This is a genomic window from Pseudomonas cerasi (genome assembly GCF_027983475.1).
Taxonomy (GTDB): domain Bacteria; phylum Pseudomonadota; class Gammaproteobacteria; order Pseudomonadales; family Pseudomonadaceae; genus Aquipseudomonas; species Aquipseudomonas cerasi.
Window position 1 is genome coordinate 1,289,661 of sequence record NZ_JAQJVM010000002.1, and the last position, 15,498, is coordinate 1,305,158.

Annotated in this window: 15 protein-coding genes; 8 read left to right on the plus strand and 7 right to left on the minus strand. The window is 61.1% G+C overall.

What is annotated here, in order from left to right; all coding sequences use genetic code 11:
• The first annotated feature begins 44 nt into the window (after positions 1-44).
• The 5 genes from PI739_RS14970 to PI739_RS14990 all read left to right on the plus strand — a co-directional run bounded on the left by PI739_RS14970 (position 45) and on the right by PI739_RS14990 (position 6,250).
• A complete protein-coding gene (locus PI739_RS14970; RefSeq protein WP_003368719.1) occupies positions 45-1,340 on the plus strand; it encodes an NCS2 family permease in 1,296 nt (431 codons plus the stop codon).
• On the plus strand, positions 1,337-2,422 hold the full coding sequence (gene trmA / locus PI739_RS14975; RefSeq protein ID WP_054081983.1) for a tRNA (uridine(54)-C5)-methyltransferase TrmA: 1,086 nt from the start codon (positions 1,337-1,339) through the stop codon (positions 2,420-2,422). Before PI739_RS14970 ends, trmA begins: the two co-directional genes overlap by 4 nt.
• 481 nt (positions 2,423-2,903) lie before the next feature.
• Positions 2,904-4,190 (plus strand): MFS transporter, encoded by a 1,287-nt coding sequence (locus PI739_RS14980; RefSeq protein ID WP_032609214.1) that lies wholly within the window; start codon positions 2,904-2,906, stop codon positions 4,188-4,190.
• Positions 4,191-4,362: 172 nt separating this feature from the next.
• Entirely contained in the window at positions 4,363-5,256 is an 894-nt protein-coding gene (gene ypfJ, locus PI739_RS14985) for a KPN_02809 family neutral zinc metallopeptidase (protein WP_003431644.1), read from the plus strand.
• Between the two features lie 4 nt (positions 5,257-5,260).
• Positions 5,261-6,250: a hypothetical protein gene (locus tag PI739_RS14990; RefSeq protein WP_003368723.1), complete on the plus strand. Its 990-nt coding sequence runs from the start codon at positions 5,261-5,263 to the stop codon at positions 6,248-6,250.
• A 240-nt stretch (positions 6,251-6,490) separates the two neighbouring features.
• Here PI739_RS14990 and PI739_RS14995 read toward each other — a convergent pair whose 3' ends face one another.
• The 3 genes from PI739_RS14995 to PI739_RS15005 form a co-directional block, all read right to left on the minus strand.
• Entirely contained in the window at positions 6,491-7,081 is a 591-nt protein-coding gene (locus PI739_RS14995; protein ID WP_003431646.1) for an HAD family hydrolase, read from the minus strand.
• Positions 7,078-7,947, minus strand: coding sequence for an acyl-CoA thioesterase II (tesB, locus tag PI739_RS15000; RefSeq protein ID WP_003368725.1), 870 nt, complete (start codon positions 7,945-7,947; stop codon positions 7,078-7,080). The genes PI739_RS14995 and tesB overlap by 4 nt, the downstream gene beginning before the upstream one ends.
• 139 nt (positions 7,948-8,086) lie before the next feature.
• Entirely contained in the window at positions 8,087-8,656 is a 570-nt protein-coding gene (locus tag PI739_RS15005; RefSeq protein WP_003368726.1) for a GNAT family N-acetyltransferase, read from the minus strand.
• A gap of 120 nt (positions 8,657-8,776) precedes the next feature.
• Between PI739_RS15005 and PI739_RS15010 the strand changes: the two genes are divergently transcribed.
• Positions 8,777-9,694, plus strand: a complete 918-nt coding sequence (locus tag PI739_RS15010; protein WP_054081982.1) for a histone deacetylase family protein — start codon at positions 8,777-8,779, stop codon at positions 9,692-9,694.
• Positions 9,695-9,800: 106 nt separating this feature from the next.
• Positions 9,801-11,039 (plus strand): TIGR03862 family flavoprotein, encoded by a 1,239-nt coding sequence (locus tag PI739_RS15015; RefSeq protein WP_195843828.1) that lies wholly within the window; start codon positions 9,801-9,803, stop codon positions 11,037-11,039.
• Between the two features lie 160 nt (positions 11,040-11,199).
• On the opposite strand, the gene PI739_RS15020 is transcribed toward PI739_RS15015, so the two are convergent.
• Positions 11,200-12,528 (minus strand): RNA helicase RhlE1, encoded by a 1,329-nt coding sequence (locus PI739_RS15020; protein ID WP_003368731.1) that lies wholly within the window; start codon positions 12,526-12,528, stop codon positions 11,200-11,202.
• A 62-nt stretch (positions 12,529-12,590) separates the two neighbouring features.
• Positions 12,591-13,505 carry a drug/metabolite exporter YedA gene (gene yedA / locus PI739_RS15025; protein WP_003431649.1) on the minus strand — a complete coding sequence of 305 codons (915 nt, stop codon included), beginning with the start codon at positions 13,503-13,505 and terminating at the stop codon, positions 12,591-12,593.
• 167 nt (positions 13,506-13,672) lie between these two features.
• On the opposite strand from yedA, the gene PI739_RS15030 reads away from it, so the two are divergent.
• Positions 13,673-14,140 (plus strand): Lrp/AsnC family transcriptional regulator, encoded by a 468-nt coding sequence (locus PI739_RS15030; protein WP_003368733.1) that lies wholly within the window; start codon positions 13,673-13,675, stop codon positions 14,138-14,140.
• A gap of 4 nt (positions 14,141-14,144) precedes the next feature.
• Here the strand turns inward: PI739_RS15030 and PI739_RS15035 are convergent, their stop codons facing one another.
• The gene (locus PI739_RS15035) at positions 14,145-14,756 is read right to left on the minus strand and encodes a 3'-5' exonuclease (protein ID WP_054082176.1); all 612 of its coding nucleotides are present in this window, start codon (positions 14,754-14,756) and stop codon (positions 14,145-14,147) included.
• A gap of 21 nt (positions 14,757-14,777) precedes the next feature.
• Entirely contained in the window at positions 14,778-15,254 is a 477-nt protein-coding gene (locus PI739_RS15040) for an NYN domain-containing protein (RefSeq protein ID WP_003313837.1), read from the minus strand.
• Positions 15,255-15,498: the final 244 nt, after the last annotated feature.

Below are 15,498 nucleotides of genomic sequence, written 5' to 3' on the forward strand. Positions count from 1 at the left end.
GAGTCGATCATTCACGACGCGCGCCGCGTCACGGAGAGCCAGACATGCTGGAAAGGCTGTTTCAACTCAAGGCACACAACACCAACGTGCGGACCGAGATTCTTGCGGGCGTCACGACTTTCCTGGCGATGGCTTACATCCTGTTCGTCAACCCGAGCATCCTCGGCGAAACCGGCATGGACAAGGGCGCCGTGTTCGTCGCCACCTGCCTGGCAGCGGCCATCGGCTCGACGGTCATGGGCCTGATCGCCAACTACCCGATCGCCCTGGCACCGGGCATGGGTTTGAACGCCTTCTTTACCTACACCGTGGTCCTGCACATGGGTCACAGCTGGCAGGTGGCGCTGGGCGCGGTGTTCATTTCAGCGGTGATGTTCTTCATCCTGTCGATATTCCGGATCCGTGAATGGATCATCAACAGCATTCCCCTGCCCCTGCGCTCGGCGATTGCAGCTGGTATCGGCCTGTTTCTGGCGCTGATCGCCCTGCGTAACGCCGGTATCGTGGTCAGCAACCCGGCGACCATGGTCGGCATGGGCGATCTCAAACAGCCAGCCCCGGTACTGGCGACGCTGGGCTTCTTTTTGATCGTGGCCCTGGATTACCTCAAAGTGCGCGGCGCCGTGCTGATCGGCATCCTCGCGGTCACCCTGGTGTCCATCGCCCTGGGCTTTTCGCCGTTTGGCGGTGTGGTGTCGATGCCGCCTTCGCTGGCACCCACGTTCATGCAACTGGACATCATGGGTGCGCTGGACGTCGGTCTGGTCAGCATCATCTTCGCCTTCCTGTTCGTCGATATCTTCGACAACTCCGGCACCCTCATCGGCGTGGCCAAACGCGCCGGGCTGATGGGCAAGGACGGGCACATGCCGAAGATGGGCCGTGCGCTGATCGCCGACAGTACTGCCGCAATGGCCGGCTCCCTGCTGGGCACCTCGACCACCACCAGCTACATCGAGTCGGCTGCAGGCGTGAGTGCGGGTGGCCGCACAGGTCTGACCGCCGTAGTGGTCGCCGTGCTGTTCCTGCTGGCGCTGTTCTTCGCCCCGCTGGCCGGCAGCGTGCCGGCCTTCGCGACCGCACCCGCGCTGCTGTTCGTCGCCGTATTGATGGCGTCCGGCATGGCGGAAATCGACTGGGATGACATCACAGTCGCAGCGCCAGTAGTCATCACTGCCCTGGCCATGCCATTCACCTACTCCATTGCCAACGGCATCGCCTTTGGCTTCATTTCCTGGACCGCGATCAAACTGCTGTCGGGACGCTGGCGCGAGCTGAATTCCGCGCTGGTGATCCTGTCGATCCTGTTCGTGATCAAGCTGGGGTGGTTCAACGCATGAGTGTTCCCTTCGACCCTGCGAGCTACGACCGTCAGCTCGAAGAAAAAACCGTCCGCCTGCGCGAGTTACTGGCGCCGTTCGATGCACCCGAGCCGCAGGTGTTCGACTCGCCACGCGAACACTATCGGCTGCGCGCCGAGTTCCGCCTGTGGCGCGAAGACCAGAAGCGCTACTACGCGATGTTCGCGCCGGGCGACAACAGGACGCCGATCCTGCTCGAAGGCTTGCCGATCGCCAGCGACCGCATCAACGCGCTGATGCCGGTGCTGCGCGAACGCTGGGAAGCCAGCCCGACGTTGAACCACAAGCTGTTTCAGGTGGACTTTCTGACCACGCTGGCAGGCGACGCGATGATTACCCTGTGTTATCACCGCCCGCTGGACGCCGAATGGCAGGCCGCAGCCGAACAATTGGCTGCCGAACTGGACGTCAGCCTGATTGGCCGCTCCAAGGGTCAGAAGCTGGTCATCGGTCATGATTACGTGACCGAGAAGCTCGACGTGGCTGGCCGCACGTTCAGCTACCGGCAACCGGAAGGCGCTTTCACCCAGCCCAACGGCACGGTGAACGGCAAGATGCTCAACTGGGCCTTCGACGCGCTGGGCGAGCGGCAGGACGACCTGCTGGAGCTGTATTGCGGCAATGGCAACTTCACCCTGCCGCTGGCCACCCGCGTGCGCAAGGTGCTGGCGACCGAAATCAGCAAGACCTCGGTCAACGCGGCGCTGAGCAACCTGGATGACAACGGCGTGGACAACGTCACGCTGGTGCGCCTGTCAGCCGAAGAACTGACCGAAGCCCTGAATGAAGTGCGCCCGTTCCGTCGTCTGCACGGCGTGGACTTGAAGAGCTACGATTTCGGCAGCGTGTTCGTCGACCCGCCCCGCGCCGGCATGGACCCGGACACCTGCGAACTGACCCGGCGCTTCGAACGCATTCTGTACATTTCCTGCAACCCGGAAACCCTGGCCGCCAACATCGCCCAACTGCACGACACCCACCGGGTCGAGCGTTGCGCACTGTTCGATCAGTTTCCGTACACCCACCACATGGAATCGGGAGTGCTGCTGGTTCGCCGTTGAAGCTCCCCGGACGCCACTATCGTGCGACGCTCCGCGTCGCATGCCGTTCTGGACGCTCCGCGTCCTATCCTGAACAGGCGGCGCGGCGTAGATCTGTGACGCAGAGCGTCACCCACGGCATTCCCACGCTGGAGCGTGAGGAACGATAATCTCGACTATCGTGCGACGCTCCGCGTCGCATGCCGCTCTGGGCGCTCTGCGTCCTATCCTGAACAGGCGGCGCGACGCAGATCTGTGACGCGGAGCGTCACCCAAGGCATTCCCAAGCTGGAGCGTGAGGAACGATAATCTCGACTATCGTGCGGCGCTCTGCGTCGCATGCCGTTCCGGACGCTCCGCGTCCTATCCTGTACATGCGGCGCGGCGCAGATTCTTTCATACCCGTCACGGCGAAACTGTCAGAATATTTATTAGCTTCCTATCGATACGCTGGGGTATAAACCAAAAACCTGAATCAGCTGCTTCGATGGGATCCTTTTTCTTGAGCTCCGAGTCTTCCGCGCCTTCTGCCCCGGTCAAGTTGTCCAGCCAGCCCGGTTTCGTCAGTTTTATCCTCTCGCGTCTGATGGCGGTGTTTGCCATGCAGATTCAGGCGGTGGTCGTTGCCTGGCAGGTGTATGACATGACCCGCGAGCCGATGGCGCTGGCGTATGTGGGCCTTGCTCAGTTCATTCCCATGTTGCTGCTGTTGATGCCTGCCGGGGATCTGATCGACCGCTACAACCGCAAGATCATCCTGATGCTCAGCTGGGGGGTGCAGGCGATCTGTGGCGTCATTCTGCTGGTGTTCTCGGCGCTGAAGCTACAAGACCTGCGGCTGATCTACGGCGCGCTGATGCTGTATGGCTGCGCCCGCGCCTTTACCGGTCCGGCGCTGCAAAGCCTGTTGCCGCAGATTGTCCCGCGCGACCAGCTGCCCTCGGCCATCGCCACCAACAGCGTGATCATGCGCTGCTCGACCGTCGGTGGCCCGCTGATCGGTGGCTATCTGTACTGGCTGGGCGGCGCAGAGCTGACGTATTCGGTCTGCGTCGCAGCCTTCATTGCCGGCATCCTGTTTCTGTCCCCCGTGGCAACGCCCTTTGCCGGTAAACCGGTGGAACTGGGCTCCAGCGCCTGGGGCCGGTTCACCGCAGGTATCGCCTTCATTCGCTCGCGGCCAATCATCCTTGGCACCATTTCGCTGGACCTGTTCGCCGTGCTGCTCGGCGGCGTGGTGGCGCTGCTGCCGATCTACGCCCATGAAGTGCTGCACCTCGGGCCGCAAGGGCTGGGCATGCTGCGGGCGTCGATGAGCCTGGGAGAACTGGGCGTGGGCATTTACCTGAGCATGCGCCCGCTGCAGCGCAACGTCGGCATGACCATGTTTCTCGCCGTCGGCCTGTTCGGCGTAGCGAATCTGGTGTTTGCACTGTCGACACTGTTCTGGCTGTCATGCCTGGCCCTGCTGATCGCGGGCGCGGCGGACATGGTCAGCGTGTTCATTCGTTCGGCGCTGGTGCAGTTCTCGACGCCGGACAACATGCGCGGCCGGGTCAATGCCGTGAACATGCTGTTTATTGGCTCCTCCAACGAGCTGGGCGAGTTCCGCGCAGGCACCAGTGCCTCGCTGGTCGGCGCAATCCCTGCCGCAATCATGGGTGGCGTCTGCACGCTGGGCGTGGTCGGTGCCTGGATGACGGGCTTCAAATCGTTGCGCCAGGTCGACCGTTTTGCCGACGCCTCGCCGCCGGACGTGCTCAACGCGCAGACCGTCAAACAGGCCTGACAGCGGCGGATTTCAGCAAAACACAGCCACGGTACAGCTTGCGCGAACCAATCAGCCCCGGCGCACCTCTATACCCTCGCATTCTGCACACGACGCTGGCCGGAACACGCCGGACTGGCGTATTCGCGTATCAGCAGCGACACTCATTGCACGAAAAGAAGAGGGATCCGACATGCTCTGGAAAAAAGGCCGACGCAGCGACAACGTAGTCGATGCGCGCGATGGCGGCAGCAGTGGCGGCGGCGGCGGTGGCATGCGCATCGGCGGCAAGGGCCTGGGTCTGGGCGGCATCGTCATCATCGTCGCCATCGGCCTGCTCACCGGTCAGGACCCGATGCAGATTCTCGGGCAACTGACCGGGCAAGTAACCGAGCAAAGCGCTCCACCCAGCGCGCAGACGCGTGAAGCGCCGCCGGCCAACGACCAGCAAGCCGAATTCGTGCGCAGCATCCTTGGCGATACCGAGGACACCTGGCGTGCCGTGTTCGCCCAGAATGGTCGCGAATACAAGGACCCTACGCTGGTGCTGTTCAGCGGCCAGGTGAACTCGGCCTGCGGTCGCGCGACCTCGGCAACCGGTCCGTTCTATTGCCCGGCTGACCAGCAGGTCTATCTGGACATGGACTTCTTCCGTGAAATGGCCCAGCGCTTTTCCGCCGCTGGCGACTTCGCTCAGGCTTACGTGATCGCCCACGAAGTCGGGCACCATGTGCAGACCCTGCTGGGCATTTCCGCCAAGGTCGACAAGGCTCGCCAGGCCGGGCAGAAAATGGAAGGTGCCAACGGTTTACTAGTCCGCCAAGAGCTGCAGGCGGACTGCTTTGCCGGTGTTTGGGCGTACAACGCACAAAATCGTTTGAACTGGCTCGAGCCGGGTGATATTGAAGAAGCATTGAACGCGGCCAACGCTATCGGCGATGATCGCTTGCAACAGCAAAGCAGTGGTCGAGTCGCTCCGGACTCCTTCACTCACGGCACGTCTGCACAGCGTGTACGCTGGTTCAAGGCAGGCTTTGCCCAAGGTCAAATCAATCAATGCGATACGTTCGCCGCCAAGAGTCTCTGAGCACATGATTAAACCGCTTCTGGTCCTGTTGTTGAGCACTGCCTTCGTGAGCCTCGGGGCGCATGCCGAGGATCAAGCGGTCAATTCCATCAGCCCGGATCGCCTCGCCATCAATGGCGCTGAGGCGACTCTGGGGTTGAGCCAGGAGTGGGTACACCCCAAACCGAAGATCGAGCGCGTGGTGATCGTCCTGCACGGTCGCCTGCGCAATGCGCAAACCTACCTGCGCAGCATCGAACGTGCGGCCAACCAGTCCAGAGAGCGCAGCAAGACCCTGCTGATCGCCCCGCAATTTCTGGATGAAAAGGATATCGTCGCGCACCACCTGCCGGACTCTATCCTGCGCTGGCGCCAGAACAGCTGGATGGAAGGTGCAACCTCCACCGATCCCAAGCCGGTCAGCTCGTTTCTGGTGCTGGACCACATCCTCAAGCGCCTGAGCGACAGCAAGCTGTTCCCCAACCTGAAGGAAATCGTCATTGCCGGGCACTCCGGTGGTGCCCAGGTGGTCCAGCGCTACGCGATGATCGGCGGCAAGGAAGACGCCTTGCTGCAACGTGAAGGCGTGAAGCTGCGCTACGTGATCGCCAATCCGTCGTCCTACGCTTATTTCGACGCGGAACGACCTGAGCCGGTAACCGCGCAGAGCTGCCCGAACTTCAACGACTGGAAATACGGCCTCAACAAGATGCCGTTCTACTCGGGCAAGGAAAAGCCGGCTGACATCGAGAAGAATTACGTGAAGCGCGACATCACTTACCTGATGGGCGAGCTGGACACCGACCGCAACCACCCGGCGCTGGACAAGACCTGTGCCGCCGAGGCGCAAGGTCCCTACCGCCTGATTCGCGGACAGAACTACTTCAACTATCTGCAGAAGCGTCACCCGGAAGGGCTGAACCAGCGTCTGGTGATCGTGCCGAAAGTCGGCCACAACGGCGACGGGATCTTCACTTCACCGGAAGGTCAGGCGGTGCTGTTCAAGCCGTTTTGAGTGATAGGGATATAACTATCGTCCCCACGCTCCGCGTTCAACGCCACATACAAGTCCGCTTTTGATTCTGGCCGGAGGCCGTGGGAGCGAACTTGTTCGCGAAAGGGTCAACATAGTCGTCGAAAATGCATCGACTGAAATACCTTCTTCGCGAGCAATGCGGATCGCCGCCCCGGTCGCTCCCACAAAGACTTGTGGATAACGGTGAGCGCTCCGCATTGGCACGGTAGGCAGCTCAGATCACCTCAGCATCCCGCGCAGCACTGTGCAATCCTCCGCATGCCAGTCAGTCAGCTCCGGCCAGGGGTTGTCCTTCAGGTTGACCAGAACAGTCTTGGCGCCCGCCGCACGGCCGCAGTTCAGGTCATGCATGTAGTCGCCGATCATGACCATCTGCTTCGGCTCGACACTCCAGCGAGTGGCCAGTTTCAGCAAACCTGCCGGGTCCGGTTTGGGGGTTGCCTCGTCGCGGCCCAGGACATCCTCGACGGCAAAGCAGTCATCCAGGCCGATAGCCTTCAAGGTGATATACGCCAGCTCCTGGGCGTTACGGGTGAGTATGCCCAGTCGATAACCGCGCGCCGATAACTCGCGAACCAGCTCGACCGCGCCCTCGGCAGGCTGCGAAGCCAGCGCCAGCTCGCGTTCATGCTCCAGCAGCCAGGCGTGCTTGGCCGCCGACTCCTCAGCAGGCAACGCAGCAAGATGCCCGAGAATGTCATCGTCCTGAGGGATGCCCAATTCACGTTTGATGGCCGGGAAGTCGTGGATAGGGACGGTCAAGGTACCGTCCATGTCGAACACCCAGTGCCGTATACCTTCGAGTGTCATGCCCAATCCTTACGATGGCGGATCAGCCCTTCCTGACTGACCGATGCGACCAGTTGCCCGGCGCGGTTGAAGATACTGCCGCGCGAGAAGCCGCGCGAGTTGCCTGCCCAGGGGCTGTCCATCGCGTAGAGCAGCCAGTCATCGGTGCGCAGGTCGTTGTGAAACCACAGCGAATGGTCAAGGCTGGCAACCTGCATATCGCGCTGCCAGACCGTCTTGCCATGTGGCAGTAGCGACGTGGTCAGCAAGTTGAAGTCGGAGGCATAGGCGAGCATGTAACGATGCAGTGCCTGCACGTCCGGGAGGCTGCCATCGGCGCGGAACCACACGTACTTCACAGGCTCGCCGGGCTTGGGATCGTACGGATCCTCGGAGGTCACCGGACGGAACTGGATCGGTTTGGGACGCAGAAACTTGTCGTGCATCGCTTCAGGGATCAGGTGTGCGCGGCGGGTCAGCAACTCGAGCTCGGACGGCAGGTTTTCCGGACCGACAATCTGCGGCATCGGTGCCTGATGCTCGAAGCCCTCTTCATCGTACTGAAACGACGCGCTGCAAGTGAAGATCGGCTTGCCCTTCTGGATGGCAGTGACGCGGCGCGTGCTGAAACTGCCGCCGTCACGTACGCGATCCACCTGATAGACCACCGGCAAACCGGCATCGCCGGGACGCAGAAAGTAGCCGTGCAGCGAGTGAACATGACGGTCCTCTTCAACCGTCTGACTGGCGGCAGACAGCGACTGACCCAGCACCTGACCACCAAACAACTGGCGAAAGCCCAGATCCTGGCTATGCCCGCGGAACAGGTTTTCTTCAATGGCTTCCAGCGTCAGCAGCTCAACCAGATCATCCAGCACTTGGCTCATTCTCATTCCTCTCATACATCGACTTTGCACTGGTACGGCAACGGCAGTCGCTGCATTTTCCGACAGGCCTCAAGCCCATCCCACTGGAATGGAATGATACAGATTTAAAATGGTTGGCTTAATTCAATCTACACCCTGATCAAGGCTTCAGCGTCTTGAGCCACTGCTCATGACTGATCCGGTACAGCACGTGCGGCTTGAGCGGGTGGCCGTCCTCCAGATTGGGGTGATCGAAGTTGCCGGACTCATCCTGCTGCATACCGATTGCCTGCATGACCTTTTGCGACGGCTGATTATTGACCGCGGTAAACGACACGATCTCCTTCAGCTCCAGGCGTTCGAAACCACAGCCCAGCGCGGTCCAGGCCGCCTCGCTGGCAAAGCCCAGGCCCCAGTGGTCATAAGCCAGCCGCCAACCGATTTCCACAGCGGGCGTAAAAGGTGCCTTGAAACCCACGACATGCAGCCCGGTAAAACCGATGAATTCGCCGGTATCCTTGCGCTCCAGCGCCCAGAACCCGAAGCCCAGCTCGGCAAAATGACCACGCAACCGTCCGATCATGGCAGCACTTTCAAGACGGCTCAGGGGTTGAGGAAAATAGCGCATGACACGAAGATCCGCACACATGTCGGCGAACGCTGGCAAGTCATCGTCACGCCACTGCCGCATCAGCAGTCGGGCGCTATCAAGCTTGAGTATCGGTTCCATCGATTCCCCCGTGTAACGAGACATGAGTGGGCGTCAGTGCGGGTATCCACTGCGCCACACAACTGGGCGTGCGGATACTTTACTGGCACTATCGGGCTTCGGCCCTTCAACGGACGCAAAATGTCCCTACCGCTTATCTACCACGAAGACTACAGCCCGGATTTCCCGGCGGATCATCGCTTCCCGATGGACAAGTTTCGTTTGTTGCGCGATTACTTGATCGACAGCGGCCTGACCAGTGACGTTCAATTAATGCGTCCCGAGTTGTGCCCGGCGGACATTCTGGCGCTGGCTCACGATCCTTCCTACATTAACCGCTACCTTGACGGCGATCTGTCGCGCGAAGACCAGCGACGTCTCGGGCTGCCGTGGAGCGAGGCTCTGGCACGCCGAACCATCCGTGCGGTGGGCGGCTCACTGCTGACTGCCGAGCAGGCTCTCAAGCATGGTCTGGCCTGCCATCTGGCGGGCGGCACCCACCATGCGCACTATGACTACCCGGCGGGTTTCTGCATTTTCAATGACCTGGCGGTGATCAGTCAGTTCCTGCTGCAAAGCGGCCGCGTGGACAAGGTGCTGATCTTCGACTGCGATGTGCATCAGGGTGACGGCACGGCGCGCATTCTGGCCGATACCGAGGACGCCATTACCGTCTCGCTGCACTGCGAAAAGAACTTCCCGGCACGCAAGGCGCAGAGCGACTGGGACATTCCGCTGCCGATGGGCATGGGCGACGCCGATTACCTCAACGTGGTCGACGACCTGCTCAACTACCTGCTGCCGTTCTACAAGCCGGACCTGGTGCTGTATGACGCAGGGGTCGATGTCCACAAGGATGATGCGCTGGGTTATCTGCAGCTCACCGACCAGGGGCTGGCCAATCGCGACGAAGCGGTGCTGCGTCATTGTCTGGGCCGCGACATTCCGGTCATGGGCGTGATTGGCGGTGGCTACAGCAAGGACCGCCGGGCACTGGCAAGACGCCACGGGATTCTCCACCACAGTGCACAACGGGTCTGGAACGACATGGGCTTGTGACCCTGCTCGGTACTTCGCTTGAGTCGCAGGCCATGACGTGCGCCACACCTTGAAAGAGCGCTCGGGTAGAATGCCCCACCCCTCTGCTATCGATATTTCGCTGACCATGACCGACCTCGCCCCCTCCGCTGCCCGAACCGTCGCCATCATCGGAGGCGGCCCTGCAGGGTTGATGGCAGCAGAAGTATTGAGCCAGGCCGGGCTGAAGGTCGATCTGTACGACGCCATGCCGTCGGTGGGGCGCAAGTTTCTGCTCGCCGGGGTGGGCGGTATGAATATCACCCACTCCGAGCCCTACCCGGCATTTCTGGCGCGCTATGCCGAACGTTCGCCAATGATCGCACCGCTGTTGCGCGGCTTTGACGCTGATGCCCTGTGCCAGTGGATTCATGCGCTGGGTATCGAGACCTTTGTCGGCAGCTCGGGGCGCGTGTTTCCCACAGACATGAAAGCCGCCCCCCTGCTACGCGCCTGGCTCAAGCGGCTGCGTGATGCGGGTGTCACGATTCACACGCGGCATCGCTGGTTAGGCTGGAAGGCTGATGGCAGCCTGCGCATCACTCATGCTGACGATGAACTGGCAATCAAACCTGCAGCCACGTTGCTGGCGCTGGGCGGTGCCAGTTGGGCGCGGCTGGGGTCTGACGGGGCCTGGCTGCCATGGCTGCAAGCACAGCAGGTCGAGGTTGCGCCTTTGCAGGCCGCCAACTGTGGTTTCGAGGTGAGCGCCTGGAGCGACCTGCTGCGCGACAAGTTTGCCGGTGCGCCGCTGAAGAATATTGCGATGGGCCTGCATGGCCACGCTCTGCGCCTGGGCGAATTCGTGCTGACTGCGACGGGTGTCGAAGGCAGCCTGGTGTATGCGCTGTCGGCGCAGATTCGTGAACAAATCAACCTGCACGGCTCAGCGGTTGTGGATATCGATCTGCTGCCCGGCAAAACGCTGTCGGACCTTCACAAAGTCCTGAGCAAACCGCGCGGCTCGCGCTCGATGTCCAAGCATTTGCACAGCCAATTGGGGCTGGACGGCGCGAAGGCAGCGCTGCTGCGCGAGCTTGCGCCTCGTGAAGCGTTTGCCGATCCGCTGTTGTTGAGCGAGGCGATCAAGGCGTTGCCACTGCCCCTGATCAAACCACGCCCCATCGATGAGGCCATCAGCACCGCAGGGGGCGTCACCTTCGAGGCCATGGACGAACGTCTGATGCTCAGGCAATTACCAGGCGTATTCTGCGCCGGTGAAATGCTCGACTGGGAAGCGCCAACCGGCGGCTACCTGCTGACCGCCTGCTTCGCCAGCGGCCGCGCTGCCGGGCTGGGGATGGTGGAGTGGCTGAACTCACAGTGATTCCTGTGCGTATGCTCTGCGCTCAGCGTTATACATAAATCCTTCTGTGGGAGTGAGCTTGCTCACGAAGACGATGGTCCTGCCGCCCTACTTCCAAAGTCTGTCATGGCCTCTTCGCGAGCAAGCGAAGCGTCGCCCGGCTCGCTCTCACATGTGTATATCAAGGCTTCTTCTTACGCGGGCCGGTGTTGAAAACCGGGACCTTGCGTACCGGTTTGACCACCGGCGCAGGCTCGGACTCGCCGCTGTCGACCCATTTGCCCAGGTTGCGCTTGCTGCCCGACACTTTGGGTTTTTTCGGTTTCTTGGGCTTTTTCAGGATCTGGCCGCTGGCATCCGTACTCGGCACGCGATGCTCCGGTTCGAAGTCCTGCTCTTCCTTGCGCTCCAGGGTCTGGCGGGTCAGCACTTCGATGGCTGACAGCAACTCGACCTCATCGGCACACACCAGCGAAATCGCCTCGCCCGTCAGCCCCGCACGGCCGGTGCGGCCAATACGGTGAATGTAATCCTCGGCCACGATCGGCAGGTCCAGGTTGACCACAGTCGGCAGGTCATCGATGTCCAGACCGCGCGCCGCCACGTCGGTGGCCACCAGAATCTTCACTTCGTTGCTCTTGAAGCGGTCCAGCGCACGCTGGCGGGTGGCCTGCGGCTTGTCGCCGTGAATACCGTCGGCGTTCATGCCCAGCGCCTGCAAGCGATCCACCAGTTGATCGACGCCAACCCGGGTCTTGGCGAACACCAGCACCTGCCCCCAGCGATGTTTCTTCATCAGATGGATGAACAGATCCGCCTTGCGTTTCTTGTCGACGGTCACGACCCATTGCTTGACCGAAGACGCCGCGACGTTGCGCGGGCTGACTTCGATGGTCAGCGGGTCATTGAGCATCTGCGCGGCCAGCAGACGAATCTCGTCGGAGAACGTCGCAGAGAACAGCAAGGTCTGGCGCTGCTTGGGCAGCACGGCATAGATACCGCGCAATTCCTCGGCAAAGCCCAGGTCGAGCATACGGTCAGCTTCATCGAGGATCAGCGTCTGCAACTGGGAGAACTTGACCGCGTTCTGGCGATGCAGATCGAGCAAGCGACCGGGGGTCGCGACCAGCACGTCCACGCCCCTGCGCAGCTTCATCATCTGCGGGTTGATGCTCACGCCGCCGTAAGCCGCGTAGGTGGTCAGCGGCAGGTGCTCGGCGTACTGACGAATACTTTCGTGAACCTGATCGGCCAGCTCACGGGTCGGCGCCAGCACCAGCGCGCGAATTGAGTTGGGAGCGACTTTCGGGCCTTCCATGGTCAGCCGTTGCAGCAGCGGCAGAGCAAAACCTGCGGTCTTGCCGGTGCCGGTCTGCGCAGCTGCCATCAGATCGCGGCCCGCCAGTACCGGAGGAATTGCCTGGGTCTGTACAGGCGTCGGAGTCTGGTAACCGAGCGCTTCGAGGGCGCGCAGCAAGGGTTCGATCAGGCCGAGAGAGGCGAATGTCATGGTAATACCGTAGGAAAGATTCAACGCAAGGCGCGCAGTTTAACCTGTCCGGCGCGCCTCGGTTAGCTTGTGCGTGTCGATACAACCTCTTGCGGCGGCGACCTGCGCCATTGCGGCAGGCCAATCAGCACGACGGCGCTGATGATCACCACCATGGCCATGCACTCTTCGACACCGATCGTTTCGCCAGCGAACACCACGCCGAGCATCACTGCCACGGCCGGGTTGACGTAGGCGTAGCTGGTCGCCGCAGCCGGGCGCACGTTCTTGAGCAAGTACATATAAGCGCTGAACGCGACGATAGAGCCGAACACCACCAGATACAGCAGCGCACCCCAGCCCGCCGCCGTCGGCATATGCGCCAGACGCTCGCCACTCAAGGCACTGCCGATCAGCAGCGTCGCTCCCGCCGTGATCATTTCCGCCGCACTGGCCATCGGGCCTTTCGGCAACGGCAGGTGCTTGCTCAGCACCGAACCGAACGCCCAGGCTGCGGCGGCAAAGATCACCACGGCGGCGCCATAAGGGCTGGCCTGCAAATTGGAGCCGAGGTTCAGCAGGCCGATGCCGATCAGGCCCAGCACGATGCCCGCCCATTCAAGGTTAGTGGTGCGATTGCCCCAGAACAGGCCGAACAGCAGGGTAAACAGCGGCATGGTCGCCACCGCCAGTGCTGCAACGCCAGATGCAACGCCTGCGTGTTCAGCCAGGGTCACACCGCCGTTACCGCAGGCCAGCAGCAGGAAGCCGATCACGAACGTGGCTTTCCACTCGCGCCAGGTCGGCGCAGGCACGCCGCGAAACCGCAGAAAGCCATACATCAGGCAGCCGGCAATCAGAAAGCGCACACCCGCCATCATCAACGGTGGCCATGACTCCACACCAATGCGGATCACCAGATAGGTAGAACCCCAGATCAGGTACAAGGCCAGAAAGGCACCGATGAGCAAAGGTGAAACACGAACGGACTGAGGCATGGCAAGGCCCTGGGATCATTGTTATGGTTGACCTATTGTATGAAGGCCCAAGGCGGATATTAAGCAGACAAACCTGTTTAAACCGCGCTGAAACTTACGATTCAATGCTTGTAAGACCTATTTTCCTTTTATTTTAAAATTGCCCACCGCACGGTACGAGGCACGCCATGACCCTGGATAAATACGATCGGATTCTGCTCGATGAGCTGCTGAAAAATGGCCGGGCGTCTTTTGCGCAGCTGGCGAAACTGGTCAATCTGTCCGCGCCCGCCGTGGCCGAGCGGGTCGCCAAGCTGGAGGCCAGTGGTGTGATTACCGGCTACGAAGCGAAGGTTGACCTGTCGAAAGTCGGCTTGCCGATTCAGTGCCTGATCGAGTTGCGCATGGGCAGTCACGGCAATCAGCAGGCGTACAAGGAACTGTGGAAAGTCCCCGAACTGATCCAGTGCTACCGGGTGACGGGCGACCCATGTGTGATCATGCGCGCGGCGGTCGATTCGATGCCGCACCTGGAAGACCTGATCAACCGGATCGCCAAGTTTGGCTTCAGCAAGACATCAATCGTGCTGTCGACAGCCGTGGAACGCAGCCTGCCGGCCGATTACTTGATCAGCAATGGCAAGCAGGAGCACTGACAGGTCAGATGCCGCGCTGACGCTTCAGCGTTTCGTTGATCTTCGCGGCCGGGACTTTCTGCAGGGAGCACAGCATCTGGTGAGAAATGGCAGAGATGCCGTGGGTCTGGCGCAATTCGTTGGTCAGGTGCACGGTCAGATTGGCCGCCATTTCCGCATCGGCCATCGCCCGGTGAGCCTTGCCGGTGTCGGGCAGGCGCGCATAGCGGGTCAACGTGCCGAGCTTGTGGTTCGGTGCGCCCGGCATCAGACGTCGGGCCAGCAGCAGTGAACAGGCAAAGCTCTGTTCGCGCGTGCGCTGGATACGTGACAGCTCGTAATCCCAGAACTTCTGGTCGAACGAGGCGTTGTGCGCCACCAGCGGTGTCGAGCCGACGAAATCCGCTACATCGCCCATCACCCGCTCGGCGCTGGGGGCGGTACGAATCATGTTGTTGCTGATGCCGGTCAACCCTTCGATGAACGCAGGAATACGCACGCCGGCATTCATCAAGCTCTGAAAACGCTCGACGATACGCCCCTGCTCCATGATCACCACCGCAATCTCGGTCGCCCGGCAGCTATGGCCTGGGGAGATACCGGTGGTTTCAAAGTCGATGACTGCAATACGTTCCAACACTGGCCTGGCCCTGTAAATTCATTTCAACAACAACGCGCCTTCGATCGGCACGTAACGGCTGGCGGCGCGGATCAACGAATTCGCGGTCAGCCCCGGTACGCCGTAGGCGACCGCCTCGACCCCATGCTTGCTGATCACGCGTTCGAGCAACATGTCGAAATCGCCATCACCCGACGCCAGCACGATTTCGTCCACTTGCGGCGCGAAATCCATGATATCGATGGTGATGCCGACATCCCAGTCCCCTTTGGCCGAACCGTCGCTGCGCTGGATGTACGGCTTGAGCCTGACGGTGAACCCCAGATTGCGCAGGATCTGCTGGAACTGCTGTTGCTTGCTGTCGCCACGATCAATGGCATACGCAAACGCGTGAACGATCTCGCCGCGCTTGCTGATATCCGCCCACAAGGCGGCGTAATTGAAATGACAGCCATGCGCCTGGCGCACGGTGTAATACAGGTTCTGCACGTCGGCGAACACCGCGATCTTCTTCACCGCAATTCCTCATGGCGGGCAACATGCCCACGGGTTACAGCGATCCGGAACGTGAATCGGCGCCCAGTATGCCAGTTTGAGGAAGGAATTGAGGGATGGATCGGTATCGGCCGCTGCGAGGCCCGCGCGGCATGGCACAGATTATCGTTCCCACGCTCCAGCGCTCATCGTTATACACAAGTCTGCTCTTGATTCTGGCCGCAGGCCGTGGGAGCGAGCTTGCTCGCGAAGAGGCCGGTAACCC